This window comes from Pseudomonas sp. P179 (genome assembly GCF_000478485.2).
Lineage (GTDB): Bacteria > Pseudomonadota > Gammaproteobacteria > Pseudomonadales > Pseudomonadaceae > Pseudomonas > Pseudomonas aeruginosa.
Window position 1 is genome coordinate 4,301,957 of the sequence record NZ_KI517354.1, and the last position, 25,458, is coordinate 4,327,414.

Below are 25,458 nucleotides of genomic sequence, written 5' to 3' on the forward strand. Positions count from 1 at the left end.
GCAGGACGATGTTGGCGGATAAATAAAGTTCCCACGACTTTAAATGATCGGCCTTATATATCCGCCAAATTCGAAGTTCATGGCTGGCGACGCGCCGGGTGCGGCGCAGAGCGGCTCGCCAGTCATGCTTGACTGGCTATATAGCAGCGCGAATAAGCCTCTGCCAGTTAGATGACGTGATTATTTGGAAAATACAGGGAAGTTTAATTACAAAGTAGTAAGCGATTGGCTACATGCTTTTGAAAATAACGTGGCGGGTGGAAAATGGACGGAACAGCGAAGTGTTCCGTCCGTTGTTTTCAGTGTGAGTCCTTGTGTTGTTCGTCGAGCGCCTTGTTCTGCCAGCCGTCGTTGCCCGGCAGCAACAGGTTGAGGACGATGGCGACGATGGCGCACAGGGCGATGCCCTTCAGGCCGATGTCGTCGGGGCCGGTACCGCTGCCGATCAGCACGCCGCCGATGCCGAACACCAGGGTCACCGAGACGATCACCAGGTTGCGTGCTTCCGAGAGATCGACCTTGTGCCGGATCAGGGTGTTCATGCCGACCGAGGCGATGGTGCCGAACAGCAGGCAGAGGATGCCGCCCATCACCGGTACCGGGATGCTTTGCAGGATCGCGCCGAACTTGCCGACGAAGGCCAGGGTGATGGCGATCACCGCCGCCCAGGTCATGATCTTCGGGTTGTAGTTCTTGGTCAGCATCACTGCGCCGGTGACTTCCGCGTAGGTGGTGTTGGGCGGTCCGCCGAACAGGCCGGCAGCCGAGGTGGCCAGGCCGTCGCCGAGGAGAGTGCGGTGCAGGCCGGGCTTCTTCAGGTAGTCCTGGCCGGTGACGCCGCCCACCGCGATGACCCCGCCGATATGCTCGATGGCCGGGGCCAGGGCCACCGGGACGATGAACAGGATCGCCTGCCAGTTGAATTCCGGCGCGGTGAATTTCGGTAGCTCCAGCCAGGGTGCGGCGACGATCGCGGCGGTGTCGACCACGCCGAAGACGAACGACAGGGCGAAGCCGACCAGCACGCCGGCGATGATCGGCACCAGGCGGAATATACCCTTGCCGAATACCGCCACCACCAGGGTGGTGAGCAGCGCCGGCATCGAGATCATCATCGCGGTGCGGTACGGCAGCAACTCGCTGCCGTCGCCGGCCTTGCCCATCGCCATGTTCGCCGCAATCGGCGCCATCGCCAGGCCGATCGAGATGATCACCGGGCCGATCACCACCGGCGGCAGCAGTTTATCGATGAAGCCGGTGCCCTTGATCTTCACCGCCAGGCCCATGAAGGTGTAGACGAAGCCGGCGGCGACCACCCCGCCCATGGTCGCGGCCAGGCCGAACTGGCCCTTGGCGAGGATGATCGGGGTGATGAAGGCGAAGCTGGAGGCGAGGAACACCGGTACCTGGCGCCCGGTCACCAATTGGAACAGCAGGGTCCCGAGGCCGGCGGTGAACAGCGCGACGTTGGGATCCAGACCGGTGATCAGCGGCATCAGCACCAGCGCGCCGAAGGCGACGAACAGCATCTGCGCGCCTGACAGCACCTGGCGCCAGAGCGGCTCCTGGAAGGCATCGCCCATGTTCAGGCTTCCTTCTGCTTGGTACCGAAGATCTTGTCGCCGGCGTCGCCCAGGCCCGGAATGATGTAGCCGTTCTCGTCGAGCTTCTCGTCGATCGAGGCGGTATAGATGATCACGTCCGGGTGGGCCTTGCGTACCGCCTCGATGCCCTCGGGGGCGGCGACCAGCACCATGGCGCGGATTTCCTTGCTGCCGGCCTTCTTCAGCAGGTCGATGGTGGCGACCATCGAGCCACCGGTGGCGAGCATCGGGTCGATGATCAGCGAGCGGCGCTCGGCGATGTCCGGCGCCAGTTTTTCCAGGTAGGTGCGTGCTTCCAGGGTCTCTTCGTTGCGGGCGACGCCGACCGCGCTGACCTTGGCGCCGGGAATCAGGCTGAGCACGCCGTCGAGCATGCCGATGCCGGCGCGCAGGATCGGCACCACGGTGATCTTCTTCCCGGAGATCTTCTCCACCGTCACCGGGCCGGCCCATCCGGGGATTTCGTACTGTTCCAGGGGCAGGTCCTTGGTCGCCTCGTAGGTCAGCAGGGCGCCGACTTCCTGGGCCAGTTCGCGGAAGTTCTTGGTGCTGATATCGGCACGGCGCATCAGGCCCAGTTTGTGGCGGATGAGGGGGTGGCGGATCTCATGTACGGGCATGGGCGACTGTCTCCAACGGGGGCGGGCAAAAAAATTGCGCTAGCGTAATGCATTCCGCACAGTCTGGACCATTATTCTGATTCGCACTCGACCGCCGGGGGTTGCCCGATGGCGACCGGATGAGTACCTTTGCCGACTTTTTCTCAGCCCAGCCAGGGAGAAGCACCATGTCCGTCGATCTCGCGCACATCCGCCAAGTCATGGCGGAAGCCGACTGCCTGTTCAACAACGACGAGGTCGAGGCAGCCATCGGTCGCGTCGCCGAGGCGATCAACCGCGATCTCGGCGAGACCAACCCGGTGGTCTTCTGCGTGATGAACGGCGGCCTGATCTTCTCCGGCAAGCTGCTCCCGCTGCTCGACTTCCCCCTCGAACTGTCCTACCTGCATGCGACCCGTTACCGCAACGAGACCTCCGGCGGCGAACTGTTCTGGAAGGCCAAGCCGGAAATCTCCTTCATCGACCGTGACGTGCTGATCATCGACGACATCCTCGACGAAGGGCACACCCTCTCGGCGATCATCGACTTCTGCAAGCATGCCGGCGCACGCGCGGTGCACACCGCCGTACTGGTGGACAAGGAACACGAGCGCAAGGCCCGGCCCGACCTCAAGGCCAGCTTCACCGGCCTCTACTGTGCCGACCGCTACGTGTTCGGCTACGGCATGGACTACAAGGGCTACTGGCGCAACGCCGCGGGCATCTTCGCGGTCAAGGGGCTCTGAGATGGCCGGACCGCGCTACCTCGACCAGCAATTGTTCGCCGAACTGGCGAGCGGGGCGGGTAACGCGCCGCGTGGTCGCCAGCATCACAACTTCCACCGCATGGAGGAGCCCTGCCATCGCATGGCGGTGGGCCTCCAGCCGAATACCTACATCCCGCCGCACCGGCACCTGGATGCGGGCAAGGCCGAGGCGCTGATCGTGCTCAAGGGCCGTCTCGGCCTGCTGGTCTTCGCCGAGGACGGGGAACTCCTCGACAAGCGCGAGTTGAGCGCCGCTGGGGACTGCCCCGGTGTCGACCTGCCGCCCGGGGTGTTCCATGCCCTGGTGGTGCTGGAGCCGGACAGCATCCTGTTCGAATGCAAGGCCGGGCCTTACCGCCCGCTCGGCGAAGGCGAGTTCGCCAGTTGGGCGCCTGCCGAAGGCAGCGCCGATGCGCCGGCCTACCGGGACTGGATGCGCGCCCAGTTCGCCTGAGCGCTTCGCTTCGGCGGCGGGTCGGCAGCCATGCTAGAGTGCCGGCTCGCCCTGTCCGGAGGTCCCGATGTTCGCCCGTAGCCTGTGCGGCTCCCTGCTCCTGTTTGTCAGTCTGGCCGGCCTGGCCGCCGAGAATCCCCCGATGCACGCGCGCTTCCTGCCGCCCGACGACGGCCAGTTGCGCCAGGAGGCGCCGGAGCAGCAGCAACTGATCCAGATCACCGAGTACAGCGTGGTGCTGGGCAACCAGCGGCAGTCCAACCAGCAGCCGATCCCGATCACCACGCCGACCCTGCTGCGCCTGAAGGGCAAACCGCTGAGCAAGGGCGCGACCCTGGCCCAGGTGCTGATCCAGTTCGACAGCGAAGGCAAGAGCCTGAAGAAGCCGGTCTACGATGCCGGGACCCGCACCCTCACGCTCAACTACCCGTTGGCGCAGTACCCGGCGTTGCTCGACCTGCTGCGCAACCAGACGGTCTATTGCCAGTTCCTCGCCTATCCCAACGGCCATGTCTGGGCCGACCTGCACACCGGCGCGGTACGCGCGCGTTGAGCCTCGCCGCGCGCCGGGAGTAAACTGCCTGGCCTTATCCCGCGCCGGGCGAGCCCGGCCCCAGAGCCGTTGAGAGAAAGCGATGCGCAAAGACAAGAAACAGATCATTGGCGAAGAGATCAGTGACGAGTCGATCAAGCTGTTCCTCGGCGTCGAGCCGGCCGACGACACCCCCCCCTCGCTGCACAAGCTGATCAAGGCCTATCGCGGTCTGCGCATCGACGACTTCGAGCGCTTCCTCACCTTCTTCCGCGAGGCCGGCTACGATCTCGACGCGCGCGACGCCAAGGGCAACGACTTCGTCGCCCTGGTCGCCGACCAGCGCCAGGCCGTGCCCTACATCGAAGCGCTGCAGGCGGCCAAGGGCGCCTGAGCCGGCCATGCAGCGAAAAGCCCGCCCTTCGGCGGGTTTTTTCGTTGCGCGGTCCGCTGAGTCACGCCCGTCGGAGAACGCCAGCATCCGAATGGCGGCTGGTGGTGGCAAGGGTCGATAGACGCCGCGCGGGCCCCGCCGCGGTCGCGGATCGCCAGGGCGGCGGGGAAGGGCGAATGGCCAGGACTGCGTTATTCGCTCTGCGAGAGGCTGCCTGTCGGCTGCTGCTTTTCTACACTCACAGGAAAAACAGCCTGCCGAGGTTCCCATGTACGTCCAGCCCTACGTCTGCTTCAACGGCCGTTGCGAAGAGGCCCTGCGTTTCTATGAACACGCCATCGGTGCCAGGGTGAGTTTCCTGTTCCGTTTCGACGAGGCGCCCGGTCCGGTGGTGGTGCCCGAAGGCTGGTGCGACAAGGTGATGCACGCCAACCTGCAGATCGGCGACAGCCAGATCATGGCCTCGGACGGGCACGGGCCGGCGTTGCAGCCGATCTCCGGGATTTCCCTTTCACTGAATACCCGCGACCCGCAGCAGGCGCGGCGCTGCTATGACGCCTTGCTGGAGGACGGCGGGCGGGTCGAGCTGGAGTTGGGCAAGACCTTCTGGTCGCCCTGTTTCGGTACCCTGGTGGACCGTTTCGGGGTGTCCTGGATGATCAATTGCGAGGCCGGCGCCTGACTCCACAAATGAAAAAGCCGCCCGAAGGCGGCTTGTTCCGTAGCGCGGCTCACTCGGCGTTGACCGGGGCCTGCACGTCGTTCTTCGCGGTCAGTTCCAGCACCTCGCTGCAACGGCTGCTGACGCTGCGGTACAGCTCGGCGTCGCTTTCCAGCTCTTTCTCGCGAGCCGGGAAGATTTCCTTCAGCTTGGCGCTCCACTCCGGCGAGCGGGCCTGCTCCGGGAAGCAGCGCTCGATCAGGCCGAGCATGATCGAGACGGTCACCGAGGCGCCCGGCGAGGCGCCCAGCAGGGCGGCGATGGAGCCGTCGTGGGCGGCCACCAGCTCGGTGCCGAACTGCAGGATGCCGCCTTTCTTCGGATCCTTCTTGATGATCTGCACGCGCTGGCCGGCGACTTCCAGGCGCCAGTCCTCGGCCCTGGCTTCGGGGTAGAACTTGCGCAGGGCTTCCAGGCGCTGTTCCGGCGACTGCATGACCTGGCCGATCAGGTAGCGGGTCAGGTCCATGTTGTCGCGGGCCACCGAGAGCATCGGCAGGATGTTGCCCGGGCGTACCGACAGCGGCAGGTCGAGGAACGAGCCATGGCGCAGGAACTTGGTGGAGAAACCGGCATAGGGGCCGAACAGCAGGGATTTCTTGCCGTCCACCACGCGGGTGTCCAGGTGCGGCACGGACATCGGCGGCGAGCCGACCTCGGCCTGGCTGTAGACCTTGGCCTGGTGCTGCTTGACGATTTCCGGGTTGTCGCAGCGCAGCCACTGGCCGCTCACCGGGAAACCACCGAAGCCCTTGCCTTCCGGGATGCCGGAAAGTTGCAGGAGCGGCAGGGCGCCGCCGCCGGCGCCGAGGAAGACGAAGCGTGCCTGGATCTCGCGGTCGCCGCCATTGCGGGTGTCCTTGACGGTGACCCGCCAGCCGTTATCGGCGCGGCGCAGGTGGGTGACCTTCTGGTTGTAGCGGATCTGCGCGCCCGGCTGTTGCGCCAGGTGTTGCAGGAGCTGGTTGGTCAGGGCGCCGAAGTTGACGTCGGTACCGCCCTCGACGCGGGTCGCGGCGATCGCTTCGTCGGCCGGACGACCCGGCATCATCAGCGGCATCCACTCGGCGAGGGTGGTCTTGTCCTCGGAGTAGACCATGGTCTCGAAAGCGTGGTGCTTCGTCAGCGATTCGAAGCGCTTCTTCAGGTAGGCGATGCCTTCACTGCCGCGCACGAAGCTCAGGTGCGGTACCGGGTTGATGAAGGTCTTCGGCGAGCCGAAGGTGCCCTTGGCGACCAGGTGCGACCAGAACTGCTTCGACACCTCGAACATGGTGTTGATGCCCACGGCTTTCTTGATGTCGATGCTGCCGTCGGCCGACTGCGGGGTGTAGTTCAGCTCGCACAGGCCGGCGTGGCCGGTGCCCGCGTTGTTCCACGGGTTGGAGCTTTCGATCGCGCCGGACTCCTGGAGTTCGACGACTTCCATCTTCAGGTTGGGGTCGAGTTCCTTGAGCAGGACCGCCAGGGTCGCGCTCATGATGCCGGCGCCTACCAGCAGCATGTCGACTGTTTCGTGATCGTTTTGCGCCATTAACGCTTCTCCAAAATCTTCAGCACCAAATTGACGACAGACGGGGCGGGGCCGAGGCCGGTACGGGCCGGCAGGCAGCGGCGGAGGGAGCCGTCATGTCCGATTCTTCGCAACAACGGCGGGACGCCGGGCGTCATCGCCTATGGATGCCGGGCGCGGGGCTGGCGATCTGGCAGCCTGGCTGGCCCATGCGGGCATCCGGTCGTGCAAGCACATTCGCGACGGAACGGGCCGTCAGGCTCTGGTCATGAGGTATCCGCTGCGGTCGCGTCTGCGGGGGGCTGTTTCAAGCGCTAATGGCGCACTTACCGACGCAAAACTCTTCATTGCTCGCCACACTCTCGTGAAGTAGTGAAATACCTTCGATCCACGCTCTTTTGGAGACATGGCCGGAAGGGCTCGTCTGTCGCGGGCATGCCTTCGCAGAATCGTGCGGGGTCATGCGGCATTCCTTGCCGAAAAACTCGCTACAGGCGTTTCAGGGCGTCTGCCTCATGGGGCAGCGCTCTACTGGCGGCTCTCTGTGGGGGGATGGCGCGGGGGCCGGAACCCGATCAGGAGGCGTCCTTATAATCGGGGGGCGATTATAACGGTGAAAATCAAAAAATACCCCGCTCCTTAGACTTTTTTCCCATTCCCGGTCACGAAGTGCCCGCCGGCGAAAGCCCCCTGGGACAATCCGCCGCGCCGTATCTGCCAAACGCCGGGCATGCGTGCCCTGCGCCACCTGCCACAGGCGAGGAACCGCGCCCCGTGGCGAACGTCCAAGGCAATGCTGCGGTGCCTTCGCGGCGCCGTTATACTGCCGGCCATTCGTGCCCAACCCATGGAGAGATGAGCATGCTGCATCGCCTGTTGCTCAGCCTGATGACCGCAAGCGCCCTGGTTCTCGGCGGCTGCGCCCTGAGCCCGCAACAACTGGACCCGCAACCGGTCCTTAAAGGACCGTTGACCGCAGTCGGCCATGGCCAGCCGGTGGTGGTCAAGGTGGTCGATGGCCGTCCCGGCCCGTCCCTGGGCACTCGCGGCGGCCTCTACGCCGATACCAGCACCCTGACCGTCCGTAGCGAGGACGTGGTGCCCAAGCTCCAGGCCCAGGCCGAGACGGCCGTGCGCCTGCTCGGCTACACGCCTTCGGCCAACGCCTACAACGCGCCGCAACTGACCCTGACCCTGGCCGAGCTGAAGTACCAGTCGCCGAAGGACGGCGTCTACGTCACCCAGGCCGACATCACCGCGACCTTCCGCGCCGACGTGCAGAACAGCAGCCGGCGCTACACCGGTCGCTACGGCGCCTCGCTGAACCAGCGCTTCGGCATGGCGCCGAACCAGGCGACCAACAGCAAGCTGGTCAGCGAGGTGCTCAGCGACGCCCTGACCCGCGTATTCAAGGACCCGACCATCGCTCAGACCCTCGGCCAGCAATGAGCCGGCGGTAACGAGAAAGCCCGGCGGATGCCGGGCTTTTTCATGCGCTCGGGAAACTCAGGCGGCCTGGTGGAACGGGTCCGGCTCGCCGATGCTGATGCGTTCGTCGGTCTCAGGCAGGTCGAGGTGTTCATGGCCGCAGGCGGTGCAGTACACCAGCCAGCGGTCGTCCTGGACATTGAAGGAAAGATCGACGATCACGGCCTCGATCTCGTCCAGGTGGTCGATCAGATAGTTATGTTCGTGGGGTGCGGTTTCCAGCATGACGACTCTCCTGTGTTGTCGTTTGCCTGGGTGGGGTTCTGTGACCGGCAAAGCACTTTCAGACTAGTCGGTCACTCTGGCGAGGCCGCGCCTTTTTTAGACGGATTGCTGCTAACCGCTGCGCTTCGTCGCGACAACCCGGGTGCCGCTGGCCGTCGCTCATGCATTCTGGATAGAATTCGACCAGTCCTTCCCCGCCGTCCCCGACGGTCCGTCCTGTCATCAGCTCACCCAAGGCGTTATTCGGTAGCCCCGGCGTGTGGTCCTGTTGCGGAGGTTATCGATGTCCTTGCAAGCCTTGTGGGCGCTGTTCCTCGCCCATCCCGCGCAGGCCGTGAACGGCCTTGCGCTGTTCTTCGGTGTCGCCGGCGCCTGGCTGCTGCTGGCCACCCGCGCACGCGAGCGTCGCGCCCTGGCGCGCTGGGCCGCGGAGGGCGAGGCGGGGGAGGCGGCATTGCCGATGGACGAGGCGACCCTGCGGATCAACCTGTTCTTCTACCGATTCGGCACCGCCTGCCTGGGCCTGGCGCTGCTGGTCAGCTGGGCCAGCACGCGGCTCTGAGAGCCCTGCCTCGGCGAGCCGAACCGCACGCGGATAAGCGTATCGCGGTTATCCGTCCATCGCCTGCGGGTTCGAAGCCGTTGCCCGATGGAGAAGCCCGGCGGCGCCGGGCTTTCGTCTTCAGGATTGCTGCTTGATCCGGTATTGGTTGAGCACCGGGTTGGCGTATTGCAGCACCAGCCAGGGGCGCTGCTCGGCCGGGCATTGCTCCAGGCGGCGGTTCCATTCCTTGCGCGCCTTCTCCAGCTCCTCGCTGCCGAACAGGCTCTCGGCCGTGGGGACGGCGAGGCCCGGGTCGCGGTTCTCGCTCATCTCGTAGGCCAGGTAGTGCACCGGGAACAGACGGTAGTTGCCGAGGATCTGCCGGTCCAGTTCGGCGGCCAGCTGCTTGGCGTCGCTGAACTCGCCCTCCAGCTCGGCGCCGAAGTTGATGTGCACGCGGCCCTTGTAGCCGGTGATGCCCAGGGCGATGCTGGCATCGTCCTCGCCCGGTGCCTTGCGGTACTCGCCGGTGCTGGCGCGGGTGTGCAACTCGCGGGCCTTGGCCAGGTCGCAGGGGTCGTATTCGTAGCTGATCGACACCGGGATGAAATGCAGGGCGCGCACCATTTCGGCGAAGGGTTCGTCCTTACGGCTCATGTGGAACATCTTGAGGATCGCCGAGTCGGTACGGTCGTCGCCGTCCTTGGCCCGCCCTTCGGCCTGGGCGATCCACACCGACTGGCGGTCCTCGCGGATCGAGTGGTTGATGTAGGCGGAGAGCGTCTGGTAGGCGGCGAGCTTCTCGCGCCGGCCGCTCAGCGAACGGTGCACGATGAAGCTCTTGTTCAGGCGCATCAGGTCGCTGACGAAGGATTTCTGCAGCAGGTTGTCGCCGATGGCGATGCGCGGGGTCGGCAGGCCGGCGTGGTACACGGCGTAGTTGACGAAGGCCGGGTCCATCACGATATCGCGGTGGTTGGCGATGAACAGGTAGGCGCAGCCTGGCTTGAGGCGATTGACCCCGGAGTAGGTGACGCCATCGGTGGCCTTCTCGATGGTGTGGTCGACGTAGGGCTCGAACTTGTCCTGCAGCGTGGCGACGCTGCGGATGCCGGTGACCTCGCGGGCCAGGCGATGGGCTATAAGAGGTTTGAGCAGCCAACCGAGGGGACCGGCCAGGCGCGGGAAGCGGTAGCGGACCAGGGCGCCGAGGAAGGCGTCGTCGCTCAGGAGGCGTTGCAATACCGCGGGGACTTCGGCGTCACTGTAGGGTCGGATGGCTTCGAACTCGCCCATCATGCTTTCTGGTTCCATATGGATGCTGCGAAGGCCGCCCAAGGGGGTGGCCGAAAATTGAACCGCGCGATTATAAACGGAACTCATAGGGGGTGCAGCGATGCTCGAAAGCCAGGCCTATAGCTGCCCTTACTGCGGGGAACCGGCCGAGGCGCTGCTCGACCTGAGCGCCGGCGACCAGCAGTACTACGAGGACTGCCCGGTGTGCTGCCGGCCGATCCTGTTCGACCTGCGCACCGATGGGCAGGACTGGTCACTGAACGTCCGCCGGGAGGATGACTGATGCAGCGCGTATATGAGCCGGCCGACCTGCTGGAGGCCGAGATGCTGGTGGGAATGCTCGCCAGCGAAGGGATCGCCGCCCATGTCAGCGGCCGCCACCTGGTCGGCGCCATCGGCGAACTGCCGCCTGGCGGACTGCTGGCGTTGTTGGTGGCGGACGAGCAGACGGAGCGGGCGCGAGAACTGATCGTCGCCTACAACGCCGCCGCCCCGTTGGCCGAGGAGCCGCCGGAGCCCTGCGGCCCCGGCAGCCTGTTGTGTTGAGGCGGCCGCCGCTCAGTCGGCCGCCAGTTCGAAGACCTGCCAGCGCACCGAGCTGACGCCCTTCTCCAGGCTGACCCGGCTGACCAGGCGTTCCAGCTGCGCCGGAGCTTCGGGGGTGCCGAGCAGTTCGGCGCGGACTTCCAGCTTGGCCGGGTTGTCCAGATCCTCGCTGTGCAGCGATTGCAGGCGCAGGTCGCTGCTGCCGAGGCTGTGCAGCATCAGGCTGCGAACCTGGATCTCGTCCTCGGCGCGGCAGACGATCTGCACTTCGTAGCGTTGCTCGGCCTCGCTGGCCGGCAACACGTCCTGGCGGTTCAGGCGTTGGGCGATGTCGCGCAACAGGATGTTGGCGCAGAGCACCACCAGGCTGCCGAGCGTGGCCTCCAGCAGCAGGCCCATGCTGCACAGGACGCCGATGGCGGCGGTGCACCAGAGGGTGGCTGCGGTGTTCAGGCCGCGCACGTTGAGGCCGTCGCGCATGATCACGCCGCCGCCGAGGAAGCCGATCCCGGAGACTACATAGGCGGCGATCCGCGAAGCGTCGCCGGCCAGGCCGGGCACGCCCTGGGTCATCAGCACGAACAGGCAGGCGCCAGTGCTGACCAGCGCGTTGGTGCGCAGGCCGGTGAGGCGTTGGCGCAGCTGGCGTTCGGCGCCGATCAGGGCGCCCAGGACCAGCGCGACCGCGACGCGCAGGAGAAATACTTTCCAATCCATGTTTCACCTCGTTGCCGGCCGACGGCCGGAGCTGGCGCGGGCCGACGGTCCGCGCGGATAAGGGACGATGGATTGCGCAGGACCGCGGCTTCCCGCTGCGCGTTGGCGCGAGGGAAGGGACACGAAGGGAAAATGGGGATGCGTCATCCCGGACGGGATGCGGATCGCCACTGTCCGCCATGTTCGGCGAGGCAGTGGCAGAGGGTTCTGCTGGACTAGCTCGCCGGATGGACCTGTCGCAATCGACTAGGGCTGTTGTCCAATGCAGGACTCCTGTGTGGGTTACAGAATGCGGGCGGCACCTTAAGCCTGGAGGATAGGCGCGTCAAGTTAAGATTGGGTTTCATTCAGCTTGCGTTCGGCAAGGCCAGTGTGGCGCTTCGGGTTACACTGTGCGGCTTTCCCTCACCAGGCAGTGCCAAGCATGAGTGGTCGTTACGCCCTGTTCCGCTGGAATCCGTCGCTGGCGGCCCTGCCGGGCTTTCCGGCGGATTGGCGGGCGCACTGGAACATTTCTCCGGCGAACCAGGTGCTGATGGTTCGCGAGGACGCCGGTGCGCGCCGCGCCGACCTGGCGCGCTGGGGGCTGACCCCGGCCTGGCTCACCGACCTGTCGCGTACGCCCAGCCACGCGCGGGCGGAAACCCTCGCCGAGCAACCGATGTTCCGCGAGGCGTTCCAGCAGCGCCGCTGCCTGCTGCCGGCCAACGGCTTCTATGAATGGCGCGGTGTGCGTAAGCGTCCGTACTGGGTCTCCACCGGCGAGCGCCTGTTGTTCTTCGCCGGCATCTGGGAGGCCTATCCGGTGCATGGACAAACCTGGCTCAGCGTGGCCCTGGTATCCCAGGCGGCCGCCGAGTTCCGCCGGCCGCTGCTGCTCGACGAGGCCGAGCAGGATACCTGGCTGGCTCCGCACACGCCGCTGCCGGCGCTGATAAGCCTGCTCGCCAAGCCCCAGCCGAACCTGCGCAGCGTGGCCCTGGCCGGCTTCGTCAACAAGCCTGAAACCGACGGGCCGGAGTGCCTGACCCCGGCCTGACGCTAGACCCTGAACTGATTCACCAGGCGCCGCTGCTGCTCGGCCAGGCGGGTCAGCTCGGCGCTGGCCTGCGAGGCCTCGTCGGCGCCGCCGGCCACCTGGTTGGCGACCTGGCCGATGTTGGCGACGTTGCGGTTGATGTCCTCGGCCACCGCGCTCTGCTCCTCGGCGGCGCTGGCGATCTGGGTGTTCATGTCGTTGATCACCGATACCGCCTGGGTGATCGACTCCAGCGCCTCGGCCGCCTGGCGCGCATGGCGCACGCTGTCGTCGGTGCGCTCCTGGCTGTCCTGCATGACCTTCACCACGTCGCGGGTGCCCTGCTGCAACTGCTGGATCATGCTCTGGATTTCTTCGGTGGCCTGCTGGGTCTTCTGCGCCAGGTTGCGTACCTCGTCGGCCACCACCGCGAAACCGCGACCCTGCTCGCCGGCGCGGGCGGCCTCGATGGCGGCGTTGAGGGCGAGCAGGTTGGTCTGCTCGGCGATACCGCGGATCGCCACCAGGATCGCGTTGATGTTTTCGCTGTCCTTGGCCAGGTTCTGCACCACTCCGACCGCGCGGCCAATCTCGCTGGCCAGGGCCTGGATCGCCGCCGAGCTGCTTTCGACGATCTGCTTGCCCTGGTGCGCGGCCTGGTCCGCGTGGTTGGCTGCCTCGGCGGCGTGGGTGGCGTTGCGCGCCACGTCCTGGGCGGTGGCGGTCATCTCGTGGACCGCGGTGGCCACCAGTTCGATCTCCGCCAGTTGCTGCTGCACGCCCTGGTTGGTGCGGATGGCGATGTCGGCGGTGTGCTCCGAGGAGTCGCTGACCTTCTGCACCGATTGCACCACCTGGCCGATCATGTTCTGCAGTTTGCCAAGGAAGGTATTGAAGCCCTTGGCGATGGAGCCCAGCTCGTCGGCGCGCTCGCTGCTCAGGCGGCGGGTGAGGTCGCCTTCGCCCTGGGCGATGTCGTCGAGCATGCCGACCAATTGGCGCAGCGGCCGGGCGATGCCGTAGCCGACCAGCCAGACCACCAGCAGGCCGAGGGCCGCTACCACCAGGCCGGCCAGGCTCATGCCGAGGATATCCTGCTGGCGCTGGTCGCTCAGCTCGCCCTGGAGTTGCTGCAGTTCGCCGAATACCGCCGCCTGGGGAATCTGCAGCATGAGGGTCCAGCGCACGCCGCTGTCGGCGATGGTGAAAGGCAGGAACAGCTCGATGTGGCCGTGCTCGGCGTCGATGTCGTAGAGCGGCTGGTCGACCGTGAGGTTTTTCAGGTTGTCCACTTCGTTGCCGTCGAGGACGCTGCCGGCGGGCTCGCCGAGCTTGCTGTCGTCGCGGGTGTAGGCCACCAGGCGGCCGTTGCTGGCGATCAGCGCCATTTCCCCGGCGCCATCGTAGAGCTGCTGGTCGGCGCGCTTGAGCAGGTCCTGGATGAAGGCCAGCGAGAGGTCGGCACCGACTGCGCCGCGGAACTGGTCACCGACCATGATCGGCACGTTGAAGGACGACATCATCACGGTCTTGCCGCCCATTTCGTAAGGGGCCGGGTCGATGATGCAGGGACGCTTGTTCTCTTTCGGACAGGCATAGAACTCGTTCTCGCGCACCCCGGTGGGCAGCAGCTTTTCGCTATCGATGCTGTCGGCCATGGCCTCCACGATCGGCTTGCCGTCGGCGCCGCGATACCACCAGGGCAGGTAGCGGCCGTCCGGGCCGTAGCCCTTGCCGGGTTGCCCGGCGAAGGCGGCATCGGTATCGAAGGCATTGGGTTCCCAGGCCATGAAGGTGTCGAGCAGCTTGGGGTTGTTCTGCACGGTGCTGCGCAGCAGCGCGGAGATTTCGTCGCGGCTGGCGTTCAGCTGCGGCATGCCGTCGGCGCCCGGCTCGCCGAGCAGGCGGGTGCTGTTGGCCAGGCCGTGGACCACCGTCAGCGGATACTCCAGCTCGCGCTGGATCTGGCTGACCTGGGCGCGGGCCAGGGCCACCAGGCGCTCGTTGATGACCTTCTCCAACAGGCCCTGGGTGCGTTGCTGCACCAGCTCCTGCGTTCGCGCGCCGGCGAACAGGGCGTACAGCACCAGCACCACGACGACGCTTAGAACGCTGGCGCCGGCGAGGGCGGCGACAGAAAACTGGATCGACTTGAGCTTCATGATGGGACTTCTGACCCTTGTTGGAATTGTCTCTGAGGAGCTTATCGGCAGGAGGACGGCAAATCCTTAATCGGCCGTCGGAGATTTCCTCGCCAACGGCTGTTGCCGGCGTTCGAGGCGCGGCCTACCATGCGCTCGGCCTTCAGAGGAGAACAAAGGACCATGGCTCATCCCTTCCGATTCGCCACCCTCGCCGGCGCGCTGCTGCTCGCCGGTTGCCAGGCAGTGAACACCACCAGTGGCGGCGCCGTCGGCGTCGACCGCAAGCAATACATGTTCAGCATGTTGTCCAGCCAGGAAGTCGACCAGATGTACGCCCAGTCGTACCAGAAGACTCTCGGCGAGGCGAAAAGCGCCGGCGTGCTCGATACCAGCAGCGCCGACGCGCGGCGAGTCAAGGCGATCGCCCAGCGGCTGATCCCGCAGACCGCCGCCTTCCGCCCGGACGCCACCGGCTGGAACTGGGAAGTCAATGTGGTGAAGAGCGACGAGCTCAACGCCAACTGCGGTCCCGGCGGCAAGATCATTTTCTACACCGGGCTGATCGACAAGCTGAAGCTCACCGACGACGAGATAGCCGCGGTGATGGGCCACGAGATCGCCCACGCCCTGCGCGAGCATGGGCGCGAGGCCATGTCCAAGGCCTACGGCGTGCAGGTGGCCAGCCAGATCGGCGCCCTGGCCGGCCTCGGCCAGGAAAGCCTGCAGCTGGCCAATACCGGCGTCGACTACCTGATGACCCTGCCCAACAGTCGTGCCAACGAGAACGAAGCCGACCTGATCGGTCTCGAGCTGGCCGCCCGCGCCGGCTACAACCCGGAAGCGGCGATCACCCTCTGGCAGAAGATGGGCAGGGCCAGCGGCGGCGCCAGCCAGCCCGAGTTCACCAGCACCCACCCCTCCGACAGTTCGCGGATGGCCAATCTCCAGGCCGCGATTCCCAAGGTGATGCCGCTGTACCAGCAGGCCAGGCGCGGCAAGTGAGGCCAGGGCGCGCGGTCGCGGGGGGCGGCCGGCGCGCCGACAGGCTTACCATCGGAAACGCCTGTTGTGTATTTCCGTAACCTGCTGTTTGGTATCTCGCCGGTGTTCGGCCTAGACTGCTGGCCGACCCGCTTGCGGGACCCGTGGACGAACAGCCACTCTCACGCCCTGGAGCTCATGTGAAATACGCCGTACTCGGAGCCACCGGCCTGCTGGGACATCACGCCGCGCGCGCCATCAGGGCCGCCGGTCACGATCTGGTGCTGATCCACCGTCCTTCTTCGCAGATCCAGCGTCTCGCCTATCTGGAGCCCGAGTGCCGGGTCGCCGAGATGCTCGACCACGCCGGCCTGGAACGCGCCCTGCGCGGCCTCGACGGGGTGATCTTCAGCGCCGGCTACTATCCTTCGCGGCCGCGCCGCTGGCAGGAGGAAGTGGCCAGCGCGCTGGGCCAGACCAACCCGTTCTATGCCGCCTGCCTGCAGGCCAGGGTGCCGCGCATCCTCTATGTCGGTTCGGCATATGCCATGCCCCGCCATCCCCAGGGACTACCGGGCCACGAGGGGTTGTTCTACGACAGCCTGCCGAGCGGCAAGAGTTCCTACGTGCTGTGCAAATGGGCGCTCGACGAGCAGGCCCGGGAGCAGGCGCGCAACGGCCTGCCGGTGGTGATCGGGATTCCCGGCATGGTACTCGGCGAACTGGACATCGGCCCGACTACCGGGCGCGTGATCACCGCCATCGGCAATGGCGAGATGACCCACTACGTCGCCGGCCAGCGTAACGTCATCGATGCCGCCGAAGCCGGGCGCGGACTGCTGATGGCCCTTGAGCGCGGGCGTATCGGCGAGCGCTACCTGCTGACCGGGCACAACCTGGAAATGGCCGACCTGACCCGGCGCATCGCCGAGCTGCTCGGCCAGCCTGCGCCGCAGCCGATGTCGATGGCCATGGCTCGCGCGCTGGCCACCCTGGGCCGCTTGCGCTACCGGGTCAGCGGCCAGTTGCCGCTGCTCGACGAAACCGCCATCGAGGTGATGGCTGGCGGGCAGTTCCTCGATGGACGCAAGGCCCGCGAGGAACTCGGCTTCTTCTCCACCACCGCCCTCGACGACACCCTGCTGCGCGCCATCGACTGGTTCCGCGACAACGGCTATTTCAATGCCTAGGACGGTTGGCTAGGGCAGCGCTTTTTCCGCGAAGGGTCGGGTCTGCAGTCCCAGCTGGGCGCGAAAGCTCTCCATGTCGAACATGGTGCACAGCTCCTGCAACTGGCCCTGCGGGTTGAACACCCAGAAGCCCATCGCGGAAATGCTCAGCACCTTGTCGCTGGCCGGATAGCCCAGGGTCGGCCGGACGATGGTGCCGATCAGCGTGCTCCAGGTGAACACCTTGCGTTCCTCGCCGATGCAGTCTTCGACCACGACCTCCAGGTCCGGCATCGCCGTGCGGATGTCCTGCAGCAGGCGGATATAGCCGGCGGTATCCAGGGGACGGCCGATGAACGAGCTTTTGTAGAGGAAATCCTTGCTGTGCAACTGCTCCACCAACGCCATGCGGCCCTTGTTCCAGGACAGCTCGATGTGATGGCGGGCGAGTCGTTTCAGGTCGTGTGAGGGCATCTCCGGCTCTCGAGGGCGAGTGGTGGGGCAGGCATCCGGTGCCTGCCTGAACTGTAGCCGTTCCTATGCATTTTGCATTGGCCGCCCAGCCATCCCGGGCCCGGCGGCGCAGTCCTTCAGAGCCAGCCGGTCAATTGCGCGGCGTGCCAGGCGGCGTACAGGCCAAGTGCGGCGAAGGCGGCCGCGGCCAGGCGGCGGATCAGGGTCAGCGGCAGCTTGTCGGCGGCCAGGTTGCCGATCAGTACCACCGGTACGTTGGCGATCAGCATGCCCAGGGTGGTGCCGATCACCACCAGCCAGAAATGCGGATACTGGGCGGCCAGCATGACCGTGGCGACCTGGGTCTTGTCGCCCATCTCGGCGAGGAAGAACGCGATCAGGGTGGTGAGGAAGGGGCCGTATTTCTTCAGTCCGGACTCTTCGTCGTCGAGCTTGTCCGGTACCAGCGTCCACAGGGCGACGGCGATGAAGGAGGCGGCGAGGATCCAACTGAGGGTGGCTTCCGAGAAGAAGCTGGCGACCCAGGCGCCCACCGCGCCGGCAGCGAAATGGTTGGCCAGGGTGGCGGCGACGATGCCGGCGATGATCGGCCACGGCTTGCGGAAACGCGCCGCGAGCAGGAGTGCCAGCAACTGGGTCTTGTCGCCGATTTCCGCGAGGGCAACGATGAGGGTAGGGACGAACAGCGATTCCATCAGGCTTCCTAAGGGGCGGGTCGACCAATCACCATGACACGCGCCATCTGCCCGCCCCGGGTCAGATCGTGCGTGTCATAGGTCTTGTCAAACCCTTGGCCTGTCTGGGCAGGCTTGGGTCGCGCGCGCCATGGTCTGCGGACCAAGTGTGTTGACGCGTGCCGGGCGAGGCCGGTGCGGCGCTCGCGGGAGACTACTCCCCTAGGACGGGGCGCATTCTGCCCAAGCCGGGCGGCTTGGGCAAGCCCGGGACGGAAACTTTCGTCCGGGAGGGCGGCGAGGGAGCCTGATCGCAAGGAAACGTGCCGGCATCCGCAGCGATCCGCGAGGAATCGCTGGGCGGCAGGGTGAGTCAGGTATTGGTCGGGCTGACGTCCATTTCGTGGTAGCGAACGAAGCGTGCGCGCTTCTTCCAGCGGTATCCCAGCCAGATCGCCAGGAACAGCGGCAGGCTGATATAGGTGGCGAGGAGGCCGATCCAGTCGATGCGTTCGCCCACCAGCGCCTGGTAGTTCTGCCCGAGGGTGATGACCATGCACAGGGCGAAGGCGAACAGCGGCCCGAAGGGGAACAGCTTGGCCCGGTAGGGCAGGTCTTCCAGGCGGCCGCCCTGGGCCAGGTAACCCTTGCGGAAGCGATAGTGGGAGATGGCGATGCCCAGCCAGGCGATGAAGCCGCACATGCCCGAGGTGTTCAGCAGCCATGTGTAGACGGTGCTGTCGCCGAAGGCCGAAGTGAGGAAGCACAGGGCGCCGACCAGGGTAGTGGCGTACAGCGCGTTGCGTGGCACGCCGCTGCGCGAGACGCGGGAGAACAGGCGCGGTGCCTTGCCCTCGAGGGCGAGGTTGTAGAGCATCCGGGTCGAGGCGTACATGCCGGAGTTGCCGGCGGAGAGGATCGCCGAGAGGATCACTGCGTTCATCACCCCGGCCGCCGCGGCGAAGCCGGCGCGCTCGAAGAGCAGGGTGAAGGGCGACACGCTGATGTCGCTGGCATCGTTCTTCAGCAGGTTCGGGTCGGTGTAGGGAATCAGCATGCCGATCACGAAGATCGCCAGGATGTAGAACATCAGGATGCGCCAGAACACCTGGCGAATGGCGATCGGGATGTTCTTCCGCGGATTTTCCGATTCACCGGCGGCGATGCCGATCAGTTCGGTGCCCTGGAACGAGAAGCCGGCGATCATCGCCACCCCGACCATCGCCTGGAAGCCGCCGACGAAGGGCGCGTCGCCCATGGTGAAGTTGCTGAAGCCGGGCGACTCCACGCCATGCATGATGCCGAAGATGGTCGCCAGGCCGACGCCGATGAAGATCACCACCGTGACTACCTTGATCAGGGCGAACCAGAATTCGCTCTCGCCGAAGCCGCGCGCGGAAATCACGTTGAGGCCGAACATGATGCCCAGGAAGATCGCGCTCCAGTAGATGCCCGGCACCTCGGGGAACCAGAAACTCATCACCAGTTGCGCCGCCACCAGTTCCGCGGCGATGGTCACCGCCCAGTTGTACCAGTAGTTCCAGCCGAGGGCGAAACCGAAGCCATCTTCGACGAACCGGCTGCCATAGGTGCAGAACGAGCCGGAAACGGGCATGTAGGCCGCCATCTCGCCGAGACTGGTCATGAGGAAGTACACCATCAGCCCGATCAGTGCGTAGGAAAGCAGCGCACCGCCGGGCCCGGCGGTGGCCACGGTGGCCCCGGAGGCGACGAACAGCCCGGTGCCGATGGAGCCGCCGATGGCGATCATGTTCAGGTGGCGCGGCTTGAGCACCCGCCGCAATTGCTGGCCCTGGCTGGCGTTCAGGTCAGTCATCGGCGGCCTCCCGGCGGGTGGCCACGGAAGGGTCTGGCTGCGGGCGTGCGGGCAGGGAGAGGAAAAGCTTCATTCACAGGGTTCCAGGCAGAAATCAGGAGCGACGGGCGGAGTAGATGCGGAAACCGTCGCCTTCGGCGAGTGTCCGGCAGGGGCCGAGGTGGCGTTCGATCAACGGCGGGTACTTCAGGAAGCTGTTGGCGACCAGGCGCAGTTCGCCGCCCGGCGCCAGGTGCTCGGCGGCGCGTTGCAGCAGGCGCTCGGAGGCCTGGTAGTCGGTGTGCACGCCCTGGTGGAAGGGCGGGTTGCTGACGATCGCGGCGAGTTCGCGCGGCGCGCCGTCGATGCCGTCGGCGGCGATCACTTCGCCGTCCAGGCCGTTGGCGGCGAGGGTCAGTCGGCTGCTCTCGACAGCGAAGGCGTCGACGTCGAGCAGGCTCAGGCGACTGGCGGGGTAGCGACGCTTGAGGACCGCCCCGAGTACCCCGGCACCGCAGCCGAAGTCCAGCAGATGGCCGCCGGGCAGGGCTTGCAGTTGCCCCAGCAGCAGCGCGCTGCCGCGATCCAGGCGGCCATGGCTGAACACCCCCGGCAGGCTCACCACCTGCAGCTCGCCATCGGCCAGCGGCAGGCTGTAGCGCTGGGCCAGGGCGTGCAGGTCGGGCTCGGCCGGCGCCTGTTCGATACGCACCTGCCAGAGCTGGCAATGCCGCGCGCTATCCAGTTTGCGGGGCTTGCCGTAGGCGGCCAACTGCTTGCTCGCGCGCTCGATCCCGCCGCGCTTTTCGCCGACCAGGAAGAGTTCGCCGCCGGGCAGGCGGGCGGCCAGGCTGGCCAGCAGGTAGTCGGTCAGTTCGCGGGACTTGGGCAGGAACAGAACGGCCGAAGTCCAGGCGCCAGTCGGCGCGCGCGTGTCGAAACGGCTACGGCCGGGGAAGCGGGCGTCCAACTGCGCCTGCTCGCCGGCGTGCCAGCTCCAGCCCTGGGCCTGCGGTAGCTCGGCGAGCAGGTCGTCGGCGGGCAGGCCGGCCAGCAGCAGCGGGGTCGCGAAGAGGTGGCGCTGGCGCAGCAGCACTTCACTGCGAGGGTCCATGCGGGCTCCGGAAAAAATGGGAAATCTTAACAGGCTTGGGCCTGGCATACCCGCATGGATTGTCGGCGAGGATCGCCGTTCATCCGTGCGCGGTGCCCGCAGCGCCGTATCAGCCGGCGTTGACTACCCGCAGGGCGCGCCCGGCCTTCCATGCCTCTGCGGTTTCCGCCAGTTGGCCGACGATGCGCTGCCGCGCCTCGCGACTGCCCCAGGCGTTATGGGGGGTGACGATCAGGCGCGGGATGTCGGGGGCCAGCAGCGGATTGCCGTTTCTCGGCGGCTCGACGCTGAGCACGTCGGTGGCGGCGCCGCCCAGGTGGCCGCCGCGCAGGGCGTCGGCCAGCGCCTGTTCGTCGACCAGGCCGCCACGGGCGGTATTGACCAGGAAGGCGCCAGGCTTCATCAGCGCCAGTTCGGCGGCGCCGAGCATCCCGCGGGTGTCCTCGGTCAGCGGGCAGTGCAGGGTCAGGGCGTCGACCCGTGGCAGGAGTTCGCCAAGCGGCAGGCGGTCCGCCCGGGCGGGCCGTCCTGGCAACTGACCGAGCAGCACGCGCATGCCGAACGCCTCCGCCAGCCGCGCCACCGCCCCGCCCAGTTCGCCATGGCCGAGCAGGCCGAGGGTCTTGCCTTCCAGTTCGACGATGGGGAAGTCCAGCAGGCAGAACTGGCTGGATTGCTGCCAGCGGCCGCTGCGTACCGCCTGCTGGTAGTCCGGCAGGCGCGTAGCCAGGGCCAGTAGCAGCGCGAGGGTGTGCTGGGCTACCGAGGGCGTGCCGTAGCCATGGCAGTTGGCGACGACGATACCGCGCTCGCGAGCGGCAGCGAGATCGATGTTGTTGGTGCCGGTAGCGCTGACCAGGATCAGTTCCAGCTCTGGGCAGGCGGCGATGCATTGCGCGTCGATCGGCGCCTTGTTGCTGATCGCGACCCGCGCACCGTGCAGCCGCGCGGCGACTTCCTGCGGTTGGCTGGCGGCATGCAGTTGCAGCTCGTCGAAGGCGGCGCGCAGGGGGCGCATGTCCAGGTCGCCGAGGTCGAGGGAGGCATGGTCGAGGAAAACGGCGCGCAGGGCATGGCTCATGGAAGGTTCCTTGGCGGCAGCGGACGGGGGCTGCCTAGCCTAGCAAACCCGCGTGCCAGGGAGGTCTTCCGGTTTTCTTGACAGTGATTATCCCGAAAGTATTGTCGGTTTTTTGACGGTATTACATATTTAACCTCGGTAGTGTCATTTTTGAGTCACTCCGACGAACGGTCGCCCTTTCAAGTGGACAATTTTTGATCTGAAAGGCATTTTTTTGGCACACAAGGCGCAATGTGAATTGCTTCTCAGATTTTCGTCATTTAACTGACGAAATGCAGTGCTGGAAAACTGACGTGCGCCACGCAGATAGGGAGATTTTCATGGTCCGTCCGGATAGCCAGCGCGGCAAGCGCACCTCTTCGAAAGCTGGTAGGGAAGGGCGTTTCGTCCTTGCCGCCAGCAGCACCCTCATGTTCGCCATCGCCAGCATCAACGCGGCCATGGCGGCACCTACCGGTGCCCAGTTCAACCCCAGCGAGATCAAGATCAGCCAGCAGGGCAAGACCACGCTGATCGACCAGAGCACCCAGCGCGCGATCATCAACTGGAAGGGCTTCGACGTCTCCGCCGACGAGGCGGTGCGCTTCAACCAGCCCGGTGTGACCTCGTCGACCCTGAACCGGGTCACCGCAGGCCAGGAAAGCGTGATCGCCGGGCGCATCTCCGCGCCCGGCCAGGTGATCATCTACAACTCCAACGGCGTGGTCTTCAGCGGCTCGGCCAAGGTAGACGTGGGCTCCCTGATCACCACCACGGCGAACATCAGCGACGAACACTTCCGCCAGGGCAAGCTGATCTTCGACCAGCCCGGAAACCCCGACGCGCGGATCGTCAACGACGGCAGCATCAGCGTCGCGGAGAAAGGCCTGGCGGCCTTCGTCGCGCCGTCCGTGGCCAACAACGGCGTGATCAACGCCCGCCTCGGCACCGTGGCGATGGCCGCCGGCAATGCCGCGACCATCGACCTCTACGGCGATGGCCTGGTGTCGATCGCCGTGACCGACCCGGTTACCCGCAAGCCGCAGGATGCCCAGGCGCTGGTCAGCAACGGCGGCGCGATCCAGGCCGACGGCGGTAGCGTGCTGATCACCGCCGAGCAGGCTTCCCGGGTGGTCGACAACGCGGTCAACCTGTCCGGCGTGATCCTTGCCCGCGGCACCGAGGTGCGCGAGGGCAGCGTGGCGCTGGTAAGCAAGTCCGGGGACATCCAGGTCGCCGGCAAGATCGACGTCAGCGGTCCGAAGAGCGGCGGCGACGTGCTGGTCAGCGGGCAGCAGGTGGCCCTGGCGAGCACCGCCAGCATCGACGCCCGCGGCGCCGCACAGGGCGGCAGCGTGCGCATCGGCGGCGACTTCCAGGGCCGCGGCGAGTTGCCACGAGCGAAGAACGCTACGCTGGCCAAGGGCGCCAGCATCGACGTCTCGGCTACCGGCAAGGGCAATGGCGGCCTGGCGGTGGTCTGGTCCGACGGCAATACCCGCATGGACGGGCGGATCCTCGCGCGCGGCGGCGCCCAGGGCGGCAACGGCGGCCTGGTGGAGACCTCCGGCAAGGTCAACCTGAGCATCGCCGACAGCGCCTACGTCAGCGTCGCCGCACCCTACGGCAACGGTGGCACCTGGCTGCTCGACCCGACCACCCTGCGCATCGTCGCATCCGGCGGCACCTCCGGCTCGGTGGGGGGCGCCAACGGCGCCAGCGGCGACGCGACGGTGAATGCCTCGGTGGTTACCGGTGCGTTGGCAGGCGGCAAGGTGACCCTCAGCGCCAGCGACCGGCTGTCGGTGGAAGCGCCGCTGATCACCAGCAACCTGGGCGGCGCCAGTCGCGGCCTGGAGCTGATCGCCACCGGACCTGCCGGTGCGGTGGATATCTCTGCGCCGATCCTGTTCCGCAACGGCAGCCTGGCAATCCGCGCCGGCGGCAACATCAGCTTCCTCAGCGGCGGCACGCCGCAGACCAGCGGCATCGTCGACCTGGGCAGCGGCACCCTGTGGATGCAGACCAGCACCGCCGGCAAGATCAGCCAGCAGGCCGGTACCGCATTGATCGCCGCCAACCTCGCCGGCCGCGCCGGTAGCATCGACCTGGCTTCCTGGGACAACTACGCCGGCAACCTGGCGCTGCAGACCTTCAACGGTACGCTCAAGTACCGGCAGAGCAACGCCACCGGCGTGACCACGAGCGGCACGGTGTTCGATCCGTTCATCAACCAGAGCATGACCGGCACCGCGCAGAACATCGTCTCCAGCGTCGGCACGCGGATTCTCGAGGCCAACAGCGTCGGCACCACCGGCAACTACACGCTGACCGCCGACGGCAACAGCGAGTTCGACCGCCTGGTGTTCACCGCGCTGCCCTATAGGCGGGTCAGCGGTTCCGCCAGTTTCCCGACCAACGACTCGTCGGACTACCTGGTGACCAACCTGCGCTACCAGGTCAACGGCAGCAACGTCACCGCCACCCCGAACGGCGGTGCGCCCAGCGGGTTCACCGTCGCCGCCGGCAACGGCAGCGTCACCACCTGGACCGGAAACTGGGGCACCAGTTGGGGCGTCAAGGGCTTCGGCGGCGTGATCGGCGTGACCGACGAACTGCAGTACGACGTCGGCACCGGCCTGACCGAGGAACTGATCTTCGGCCTCGGCGGCAAGACCAGCCGCGTCGATACCCGCCTGGACCTGTTCATGCGCGAGGGAGCGTTCAACAGCTTCGCCGAGCGCGCCCAGGTGGAGATGTTCAAGACCACCACCACTGCCGGCGACATCCTTTCCCGCCAGCAGACCGCCACCCTGACCGCCAATGACGCTACCCGCGTCTACGGTGATGTGAATCCGACTCTGACGGCCACGATGTCCGGCATCAACGCCATCGACGCCTACGTCAACAGTCAGTTCAACGACCTCTACCAGGCGACCGCCAGCACCACGGCGACCCAGGCGTCGAATGTCGGGCAGTACGCGATCACCGGTAACGCCAATGGCAGCGAGTATTTCAGCCAGCGTTACCAACTGGTGCGCCAGGACGGCAGGCTGACCGTCACGCCGGCGCAATTGATCGTCAGCGCCGACGCCAAGACCAAGGTCTATGGCGACGCCGATCCGACCCTCACCTACCAGGTCAGTGGCCTGAAGAACAGCGATACCGCCGCTGGCGTGCTGAGCGGCAACCTCGGCCGGGTGGCCGGGGAGAACGTCGGCAACTACGGGATACTCCAGGGCGGGCTGGGCCTCAACACGGCCAATTACACCCTCAGCTACGTCGGCAACGACCTGCGCATCACCCCGGCACAACTGAACGTGATCGCCGATGCCAAGACCAAGGTCTACGGCGACCTGGATCCGGCGCTGACCTACCAGGTCTCCGGTCTCAAGCGCGGCGATACCGCCGGTGCCGTGCTCAACGGCGGCAGCCTGAGCCGCGTGGCTGGCGAGAACGTCGGCGTGTACGGCATCAACCAGGGTGGACTGGGCCTGGTCAGCAGCAATTACACCCTGAACTACCAGGGCAATAACCTGACCATCACCAAGGCACTGCTCAATGTGATCGCCGATGCCAAGACCAAGGTCTATGGCGATGCCGATCCG

Annotated in this window: 24 protein-coding genes, 1 pseudogene and 1 riboswitch; of the genes and pseudogenes, 13 read left to right on the forward strand and 12 right to left on the reverse strand. The window is 66.2% G+C overall.

The annotated features are described in order from the left end of the window. Positions 1-299 precede the first annotated feature (299 nt). Positions 300-1,583, reverse strand: coding sequence for a uracil-xanthine permease family protein (locus HMPREF1224_RS32200; RefSeq protein ID WP_003094970.1), 1,284 nt, complete (start codon positions 1,581-1,583; stop codon positions 300-302). A gap of 2 nt (positions 1,584-1,585) precedes the next feature. Beyond that, positions 1,586-2,224, reverse strand: a complete 639-nt coding sequence (gene upp, locus HMPREF1224_RS32205) for a uracil phosphoribosyltransferase (RefSeq protein ID WP_003094968.1) — start codon at positions 2,222-2,224, stop codon at positions 1,586-1,588. Between the two features lie 167 nt (positions 2,225-2,391). On the opposite strand from upp, the gene HMPREF1224_RS32210 reads away from it, so the two are divergent. The 5 genes from HMPREF1224_RS32210 to HMPREF1224_RS32230 all read left to right on the forward strand — a co-directional run bounded on the left by HMPREF1224_RS32210 (position 2,392) and on the right by HMPREF1224_RS32230 (position 5,032). Further along, complete coding sequence (locus HMPREF1224_RS32210) at positions 2,392-2,949, forward strand: hypoxanthine-guanine phosphoribosyltransferase (protein WP_003094967.1); 558 nt, start codon at positions 2,392-2,394, stop codon at positions 2,947-2,949. Between the two features lies 1 nt (position 2,950). After that, on the forward strand, positions 2,951-3,424 hold the full coding sequence (locus HMPREF1224_RS32215; protein WP_003094965.1) for a WbuC family cupin fold metalloprotein: 474 nt from the start codon (positions 2,951-2,953) through the stop codon (positions 3,422-3,424). A gap of 67 nt (positions 3,425-3,491) precedes the next feature. After that, complete coding sequence (locus HMPREF1224_RS32220) at positions 3,492-3,977, forward strand: hypothetical protein (RefSeq protein ID WP_003094962.1); 486 nt, start codon at positions 3,492-3,494, stop codon at positions 3,975-3,977. A gap of 82 nt (positions 3,978-4,059) precedes the next feature. After that, positions 4,060-4,350 carry a PA4642 family protein gene (locus HMPREF1224_RS32225; protein WP_003099343.1) on the forward strand — a complete coding sequence of 97 codons (291 nt, stop codon included), beginning with the start codon at positions 4,060-4,062 and terminating at the stop codon, positions 4,348-4,350. 268 nt (positions 4,351-4,618) lie between these two features. Next, entirely contained in the window at positions 4,619-5,032 is a 414-nt protein-coding gene (locus HMPREF1224_RS32230) for a VOC family protein (RefSeq protein WP_003094957.1), read from the forward strand. A 49-nt stretch (positions 5,033-5,081) separates the two neighbouring features. Here HMPREF1224_RS32230 and mqo read toward each other — a convergent pair whose 3' ends face one another. Next, entirely contained in the window at positions 5,082-6,605 is a 1,524-nt protein-coding gene (gene mqo, locus HMPREF1224_RS32235) for a malate dehydrogenase (quinone) (RefSeq protein ID WP_003161400.1), read from the reverse strand. Between the two features lie 840 nt (positions 6,606-7,445). Here mqo and HMPREF1224_RS32240 point away from each other — a divergent pair. Further along, positions 7,446-8,033, forward strand: coding sequence for a YajG family lipoprotein (locus HMPREF1224_RS32240; protein WP_003094953.1), 588 nt, complete (start codon positions 7,446-7,448; stop codon positions 8,031-8,033). Between the two features lie 57 nt (positions 8,034-8,090). Here HMPREF1224_RS32240 and HMPREF1224_RS46100 read toward each other — a convergent pair whose 3' ends face one another. After that, positions 8,091-8,297 carry a hypothetical protein gene (locus HMPREF1224_RS46100; protein ID WP_003094951.1) on the reverse strand — a complete coding sequence of 69 codons (207 nt, stop codon included), beginning with the start codon at positions 8,295-8,297 and terminating at the stop codon, positions 8,091-8,093. 283 nt (positions 8,298-8,580) lie between these two features. Between HMPREF1224_RS46100 and HMPREF1224_RS32250 the strand changes: the two genes are divergently transcribed. Further along, positions 8,581-8,859 carry a hypothetical protein gene (locus HMPREF1224_RS32250; protein ID WP_003114705.1) on the forward strand — a complete coding sequence of 93 codons (279 nt, stop codon included), beginning with the start codon at positions 8,581-8,583 and terminating at the stop codon, positions 8,857-8,859. Between the two features lie 120 nt (positions 8,860-8,979). Here HMPREF1224_RS32250 and HMPREF1224_RS32255 read toward each other — a convergent pair whose 3' ends face one another. Next, positions 8,980-10,140, reverse strand: a complete 1,161-nt coding sequence (locus tag HMPREF1224_RS32255; RefSeq protein WP_003099351.1) for a 1-acyl-sn-glycerol-3-phosphate acyltransferase — start codon at positions 10,138-10,140, stop codon at positions 8,980-8,982. Positions 10,141-10,237: 97 nt separating this feature from the next. Here HMPREF1224_RS32255 and HMPREF1224_RS32260 point away from each other — a divergent pair, with 97 nt between their 5' ends. Both HMPREF1224_RS32260 and HMPREF1224_RS32265 read left to right on the forward strand, forming a co-directional pair. Then, positions 10,238-10,420 carry a CPXCG motif-containing cysteine-rich protein gene (locus HMPREF1224_RS32260; RefSeq protein ID WP_003094945.1) on the forward strand — a complete coding sequence of 61 codons (183 nt, stop codon included), beginning with the start codon at positions 10,238-10,240 and terminating at the stop codon, positions 10,418-10,420. Then, positions 10,420-10,683: a putative signal transducing protein gene (locus HMPREF1224_RS32265; RefSeq protein ID WP_010793772.1), complete on the forward strand. Its 264-nt coding sequence runs from the start codon at positions 10,420-10,422 to the stop codon at positions 10,681-10,683. The genes HMPREF1224_RS32260 and HMPREF1224_RS32265 overlap by 1 nt, the downstream gene beginning before the upstream one ends. Positions 10,684-10,695: 12 nt before the next feature. Here the strand turns inward: HMPREF1224_RS32265 and HMPREF1224_RS32270 are convergent, their stop codons facing one another. Next, the gene (locus HMPREF1224_RS32270) at positions 10,696-11,400 is read right to left on the reverse strand and encodes an MgtC/SapB family protein (RefSeq protein WP_003094941.1); all 705 of its coding nucleotides are present in this window, start codon (positions 11,398-11,400) and stop codon (positions 10,696-10,698) included. Between the two features lie 424 nt (positions 11,401-11,824). On the opposite strand from HMPREF1224_RS32270, the gene HMPREF1224_RS32275 reads away from it, so the two are divergent. Continuing rightward, positions 11,825-12,439, forward strand: coding sequence for an SOS response-associated peptidase (locus HMPREF1224_RS32275; protein ID WP_010793773.1), 615 nt, complete (start codon positions 11,825-11,827; stop codon positions 12,437-12,439). 2 nt (positions 12,440-12,441) lie between these two features. Here HMPREF1224_RS32275 and HMPREF1224_RS32280 read toward each other — a convergent pair whose 3' ends face one another. Beyond that, on the reverse strand, positions 12,442-14,580 hold the full coding sequence (locus tag HMPREF1224_RS32280) for a methyl-accepting chemotaxis protein (RefSeq protein ID WP_003099358.1): 2,139 nt from the start codon (positions 14,578-14,580) through the stop codon (positions 12,442-12,444). A 162-nt stretch (positions 14,581-14,742) separates the two neighbouring features. Here HMPREF1224_RS32280 and HMPREF1224_RS32285 point away from each other — a divergent pair, with 162 nt between their 5' ends. Then, positions 14,743-15,564 carry a M48 family metallopeptidase gene (locus tag HMPREF1224_RS32285; protein WP_003099360.1) on the forward strand — a complete coding sequence of 274 codons (822 nt, stop codon included), beginning with the start codon at positions 14,743-14,745 and terminating at the stop codon, positions 15,562-15,564. 143 nt (positions 15,565-15,707) lie between these two features. After that, positions 15,708-16,733: an NAD-dependent epimerase/dehydratase family protein gene (locus tag HMPREF1224_RS32290; RefSeq protein ID WP_003121034.1), complete on the forward strand. Its 1,026-nt coding sequence runs from the start codon at positions 15,708-15,710 to the stop codon at positions 16,731-16,733. Between the two features lie 9 nt (positions 16,734-16,742). On the opposite strand, the gene HMPREF1224_RS32295 is transcribed toward HMPREF1224_RS32290, so the two are convergent. From HMPREF1224_RS32295 to HMPREF1224_RS32315, 5 genes are all read right to left on the reverse strand, one after another. Beyond that, positions 16,743-17,186 carry a nuclear transport factor 2 family protein gene (locus tag HMPREF1224_RS32295; RefSeq protein WP_003099368.1) on the reverse strand — a complete coding sequence of 148 codons (444 nt, stop codon included), beginning with the start codon at positions 17,184-17,186 and terminating at the stop codon, positions 16,743-16,745. A gap of 116 nt (positions 17,187-17,302) precedes the next feature. Then, positions 17,303-17,881: a TMEM165/GDT1 family protein gene (locus HMPREF1224_RS32300; RefSeq protein ID WP_003094926.1), complete on the reverse strand. Its 579-nt coding sequence runs from the start codon at positions 17,879-17,881 to the stop codon at positions 17,303-17,305. A gap of 90 nt (positions 17,882-17,971) precedes the next feature. Continuing rightward, positions 17,972-18,095, reverse strand: a riboswitch (yybP-ykoY riboswitch). Between the two features lie 138 nt (positions 18,096-18,233). After that, positions 18,234-19,697 carry an amino acid permease gene (locus HMPREF1224_RS32305; RefSeq protein WP_003094922.1) on the reverse strand — a complete coding sequence of 488 codons (1,464 nt, stop codon included), beginning with the start codon at positions 19,695-19,697 and terminating at the stop codon, positions 18,234-18,236. A 94-nt stretch (positions 19,698-19,791) separates the two neighbouring features. After that, positions 19,792-20,790, reverse strand: a complete 999-nt coding sequence (locus HMPREF1224_RS32310) for a class I SAM-dependent methyltransferase (protein WP_003099371.1) — start codon at positions 20,788-20,790, stop codon at positions 19,792-19,794. A gap of 109 nt (positions 20,791-20,899) precedes the next feature. Further along, positions 20,900-21,871, reverse strand: a complete 972-nt coding sequence (locus HMPREF1224_RS32315; RefSeq protein WP_010793774.1) for a 2-hydroxyacid dehydrogenase — start codon at positions 21,869-21,871, stop codon at positions 20,900-20,902. Between the two features lie 320 nt (positions 21,872-22,191). On the opposite strand from HMPREF1224_RS32315, the pseudogene cdrA reads away from it, so the two are divergent. Then, positions 22,192-25,458, forward strand: a pseudogene (gene cdrA, locus HMPREF1224_RS32320) (two-partner secretion system adhesin CdrA); the annotation flags it as partial.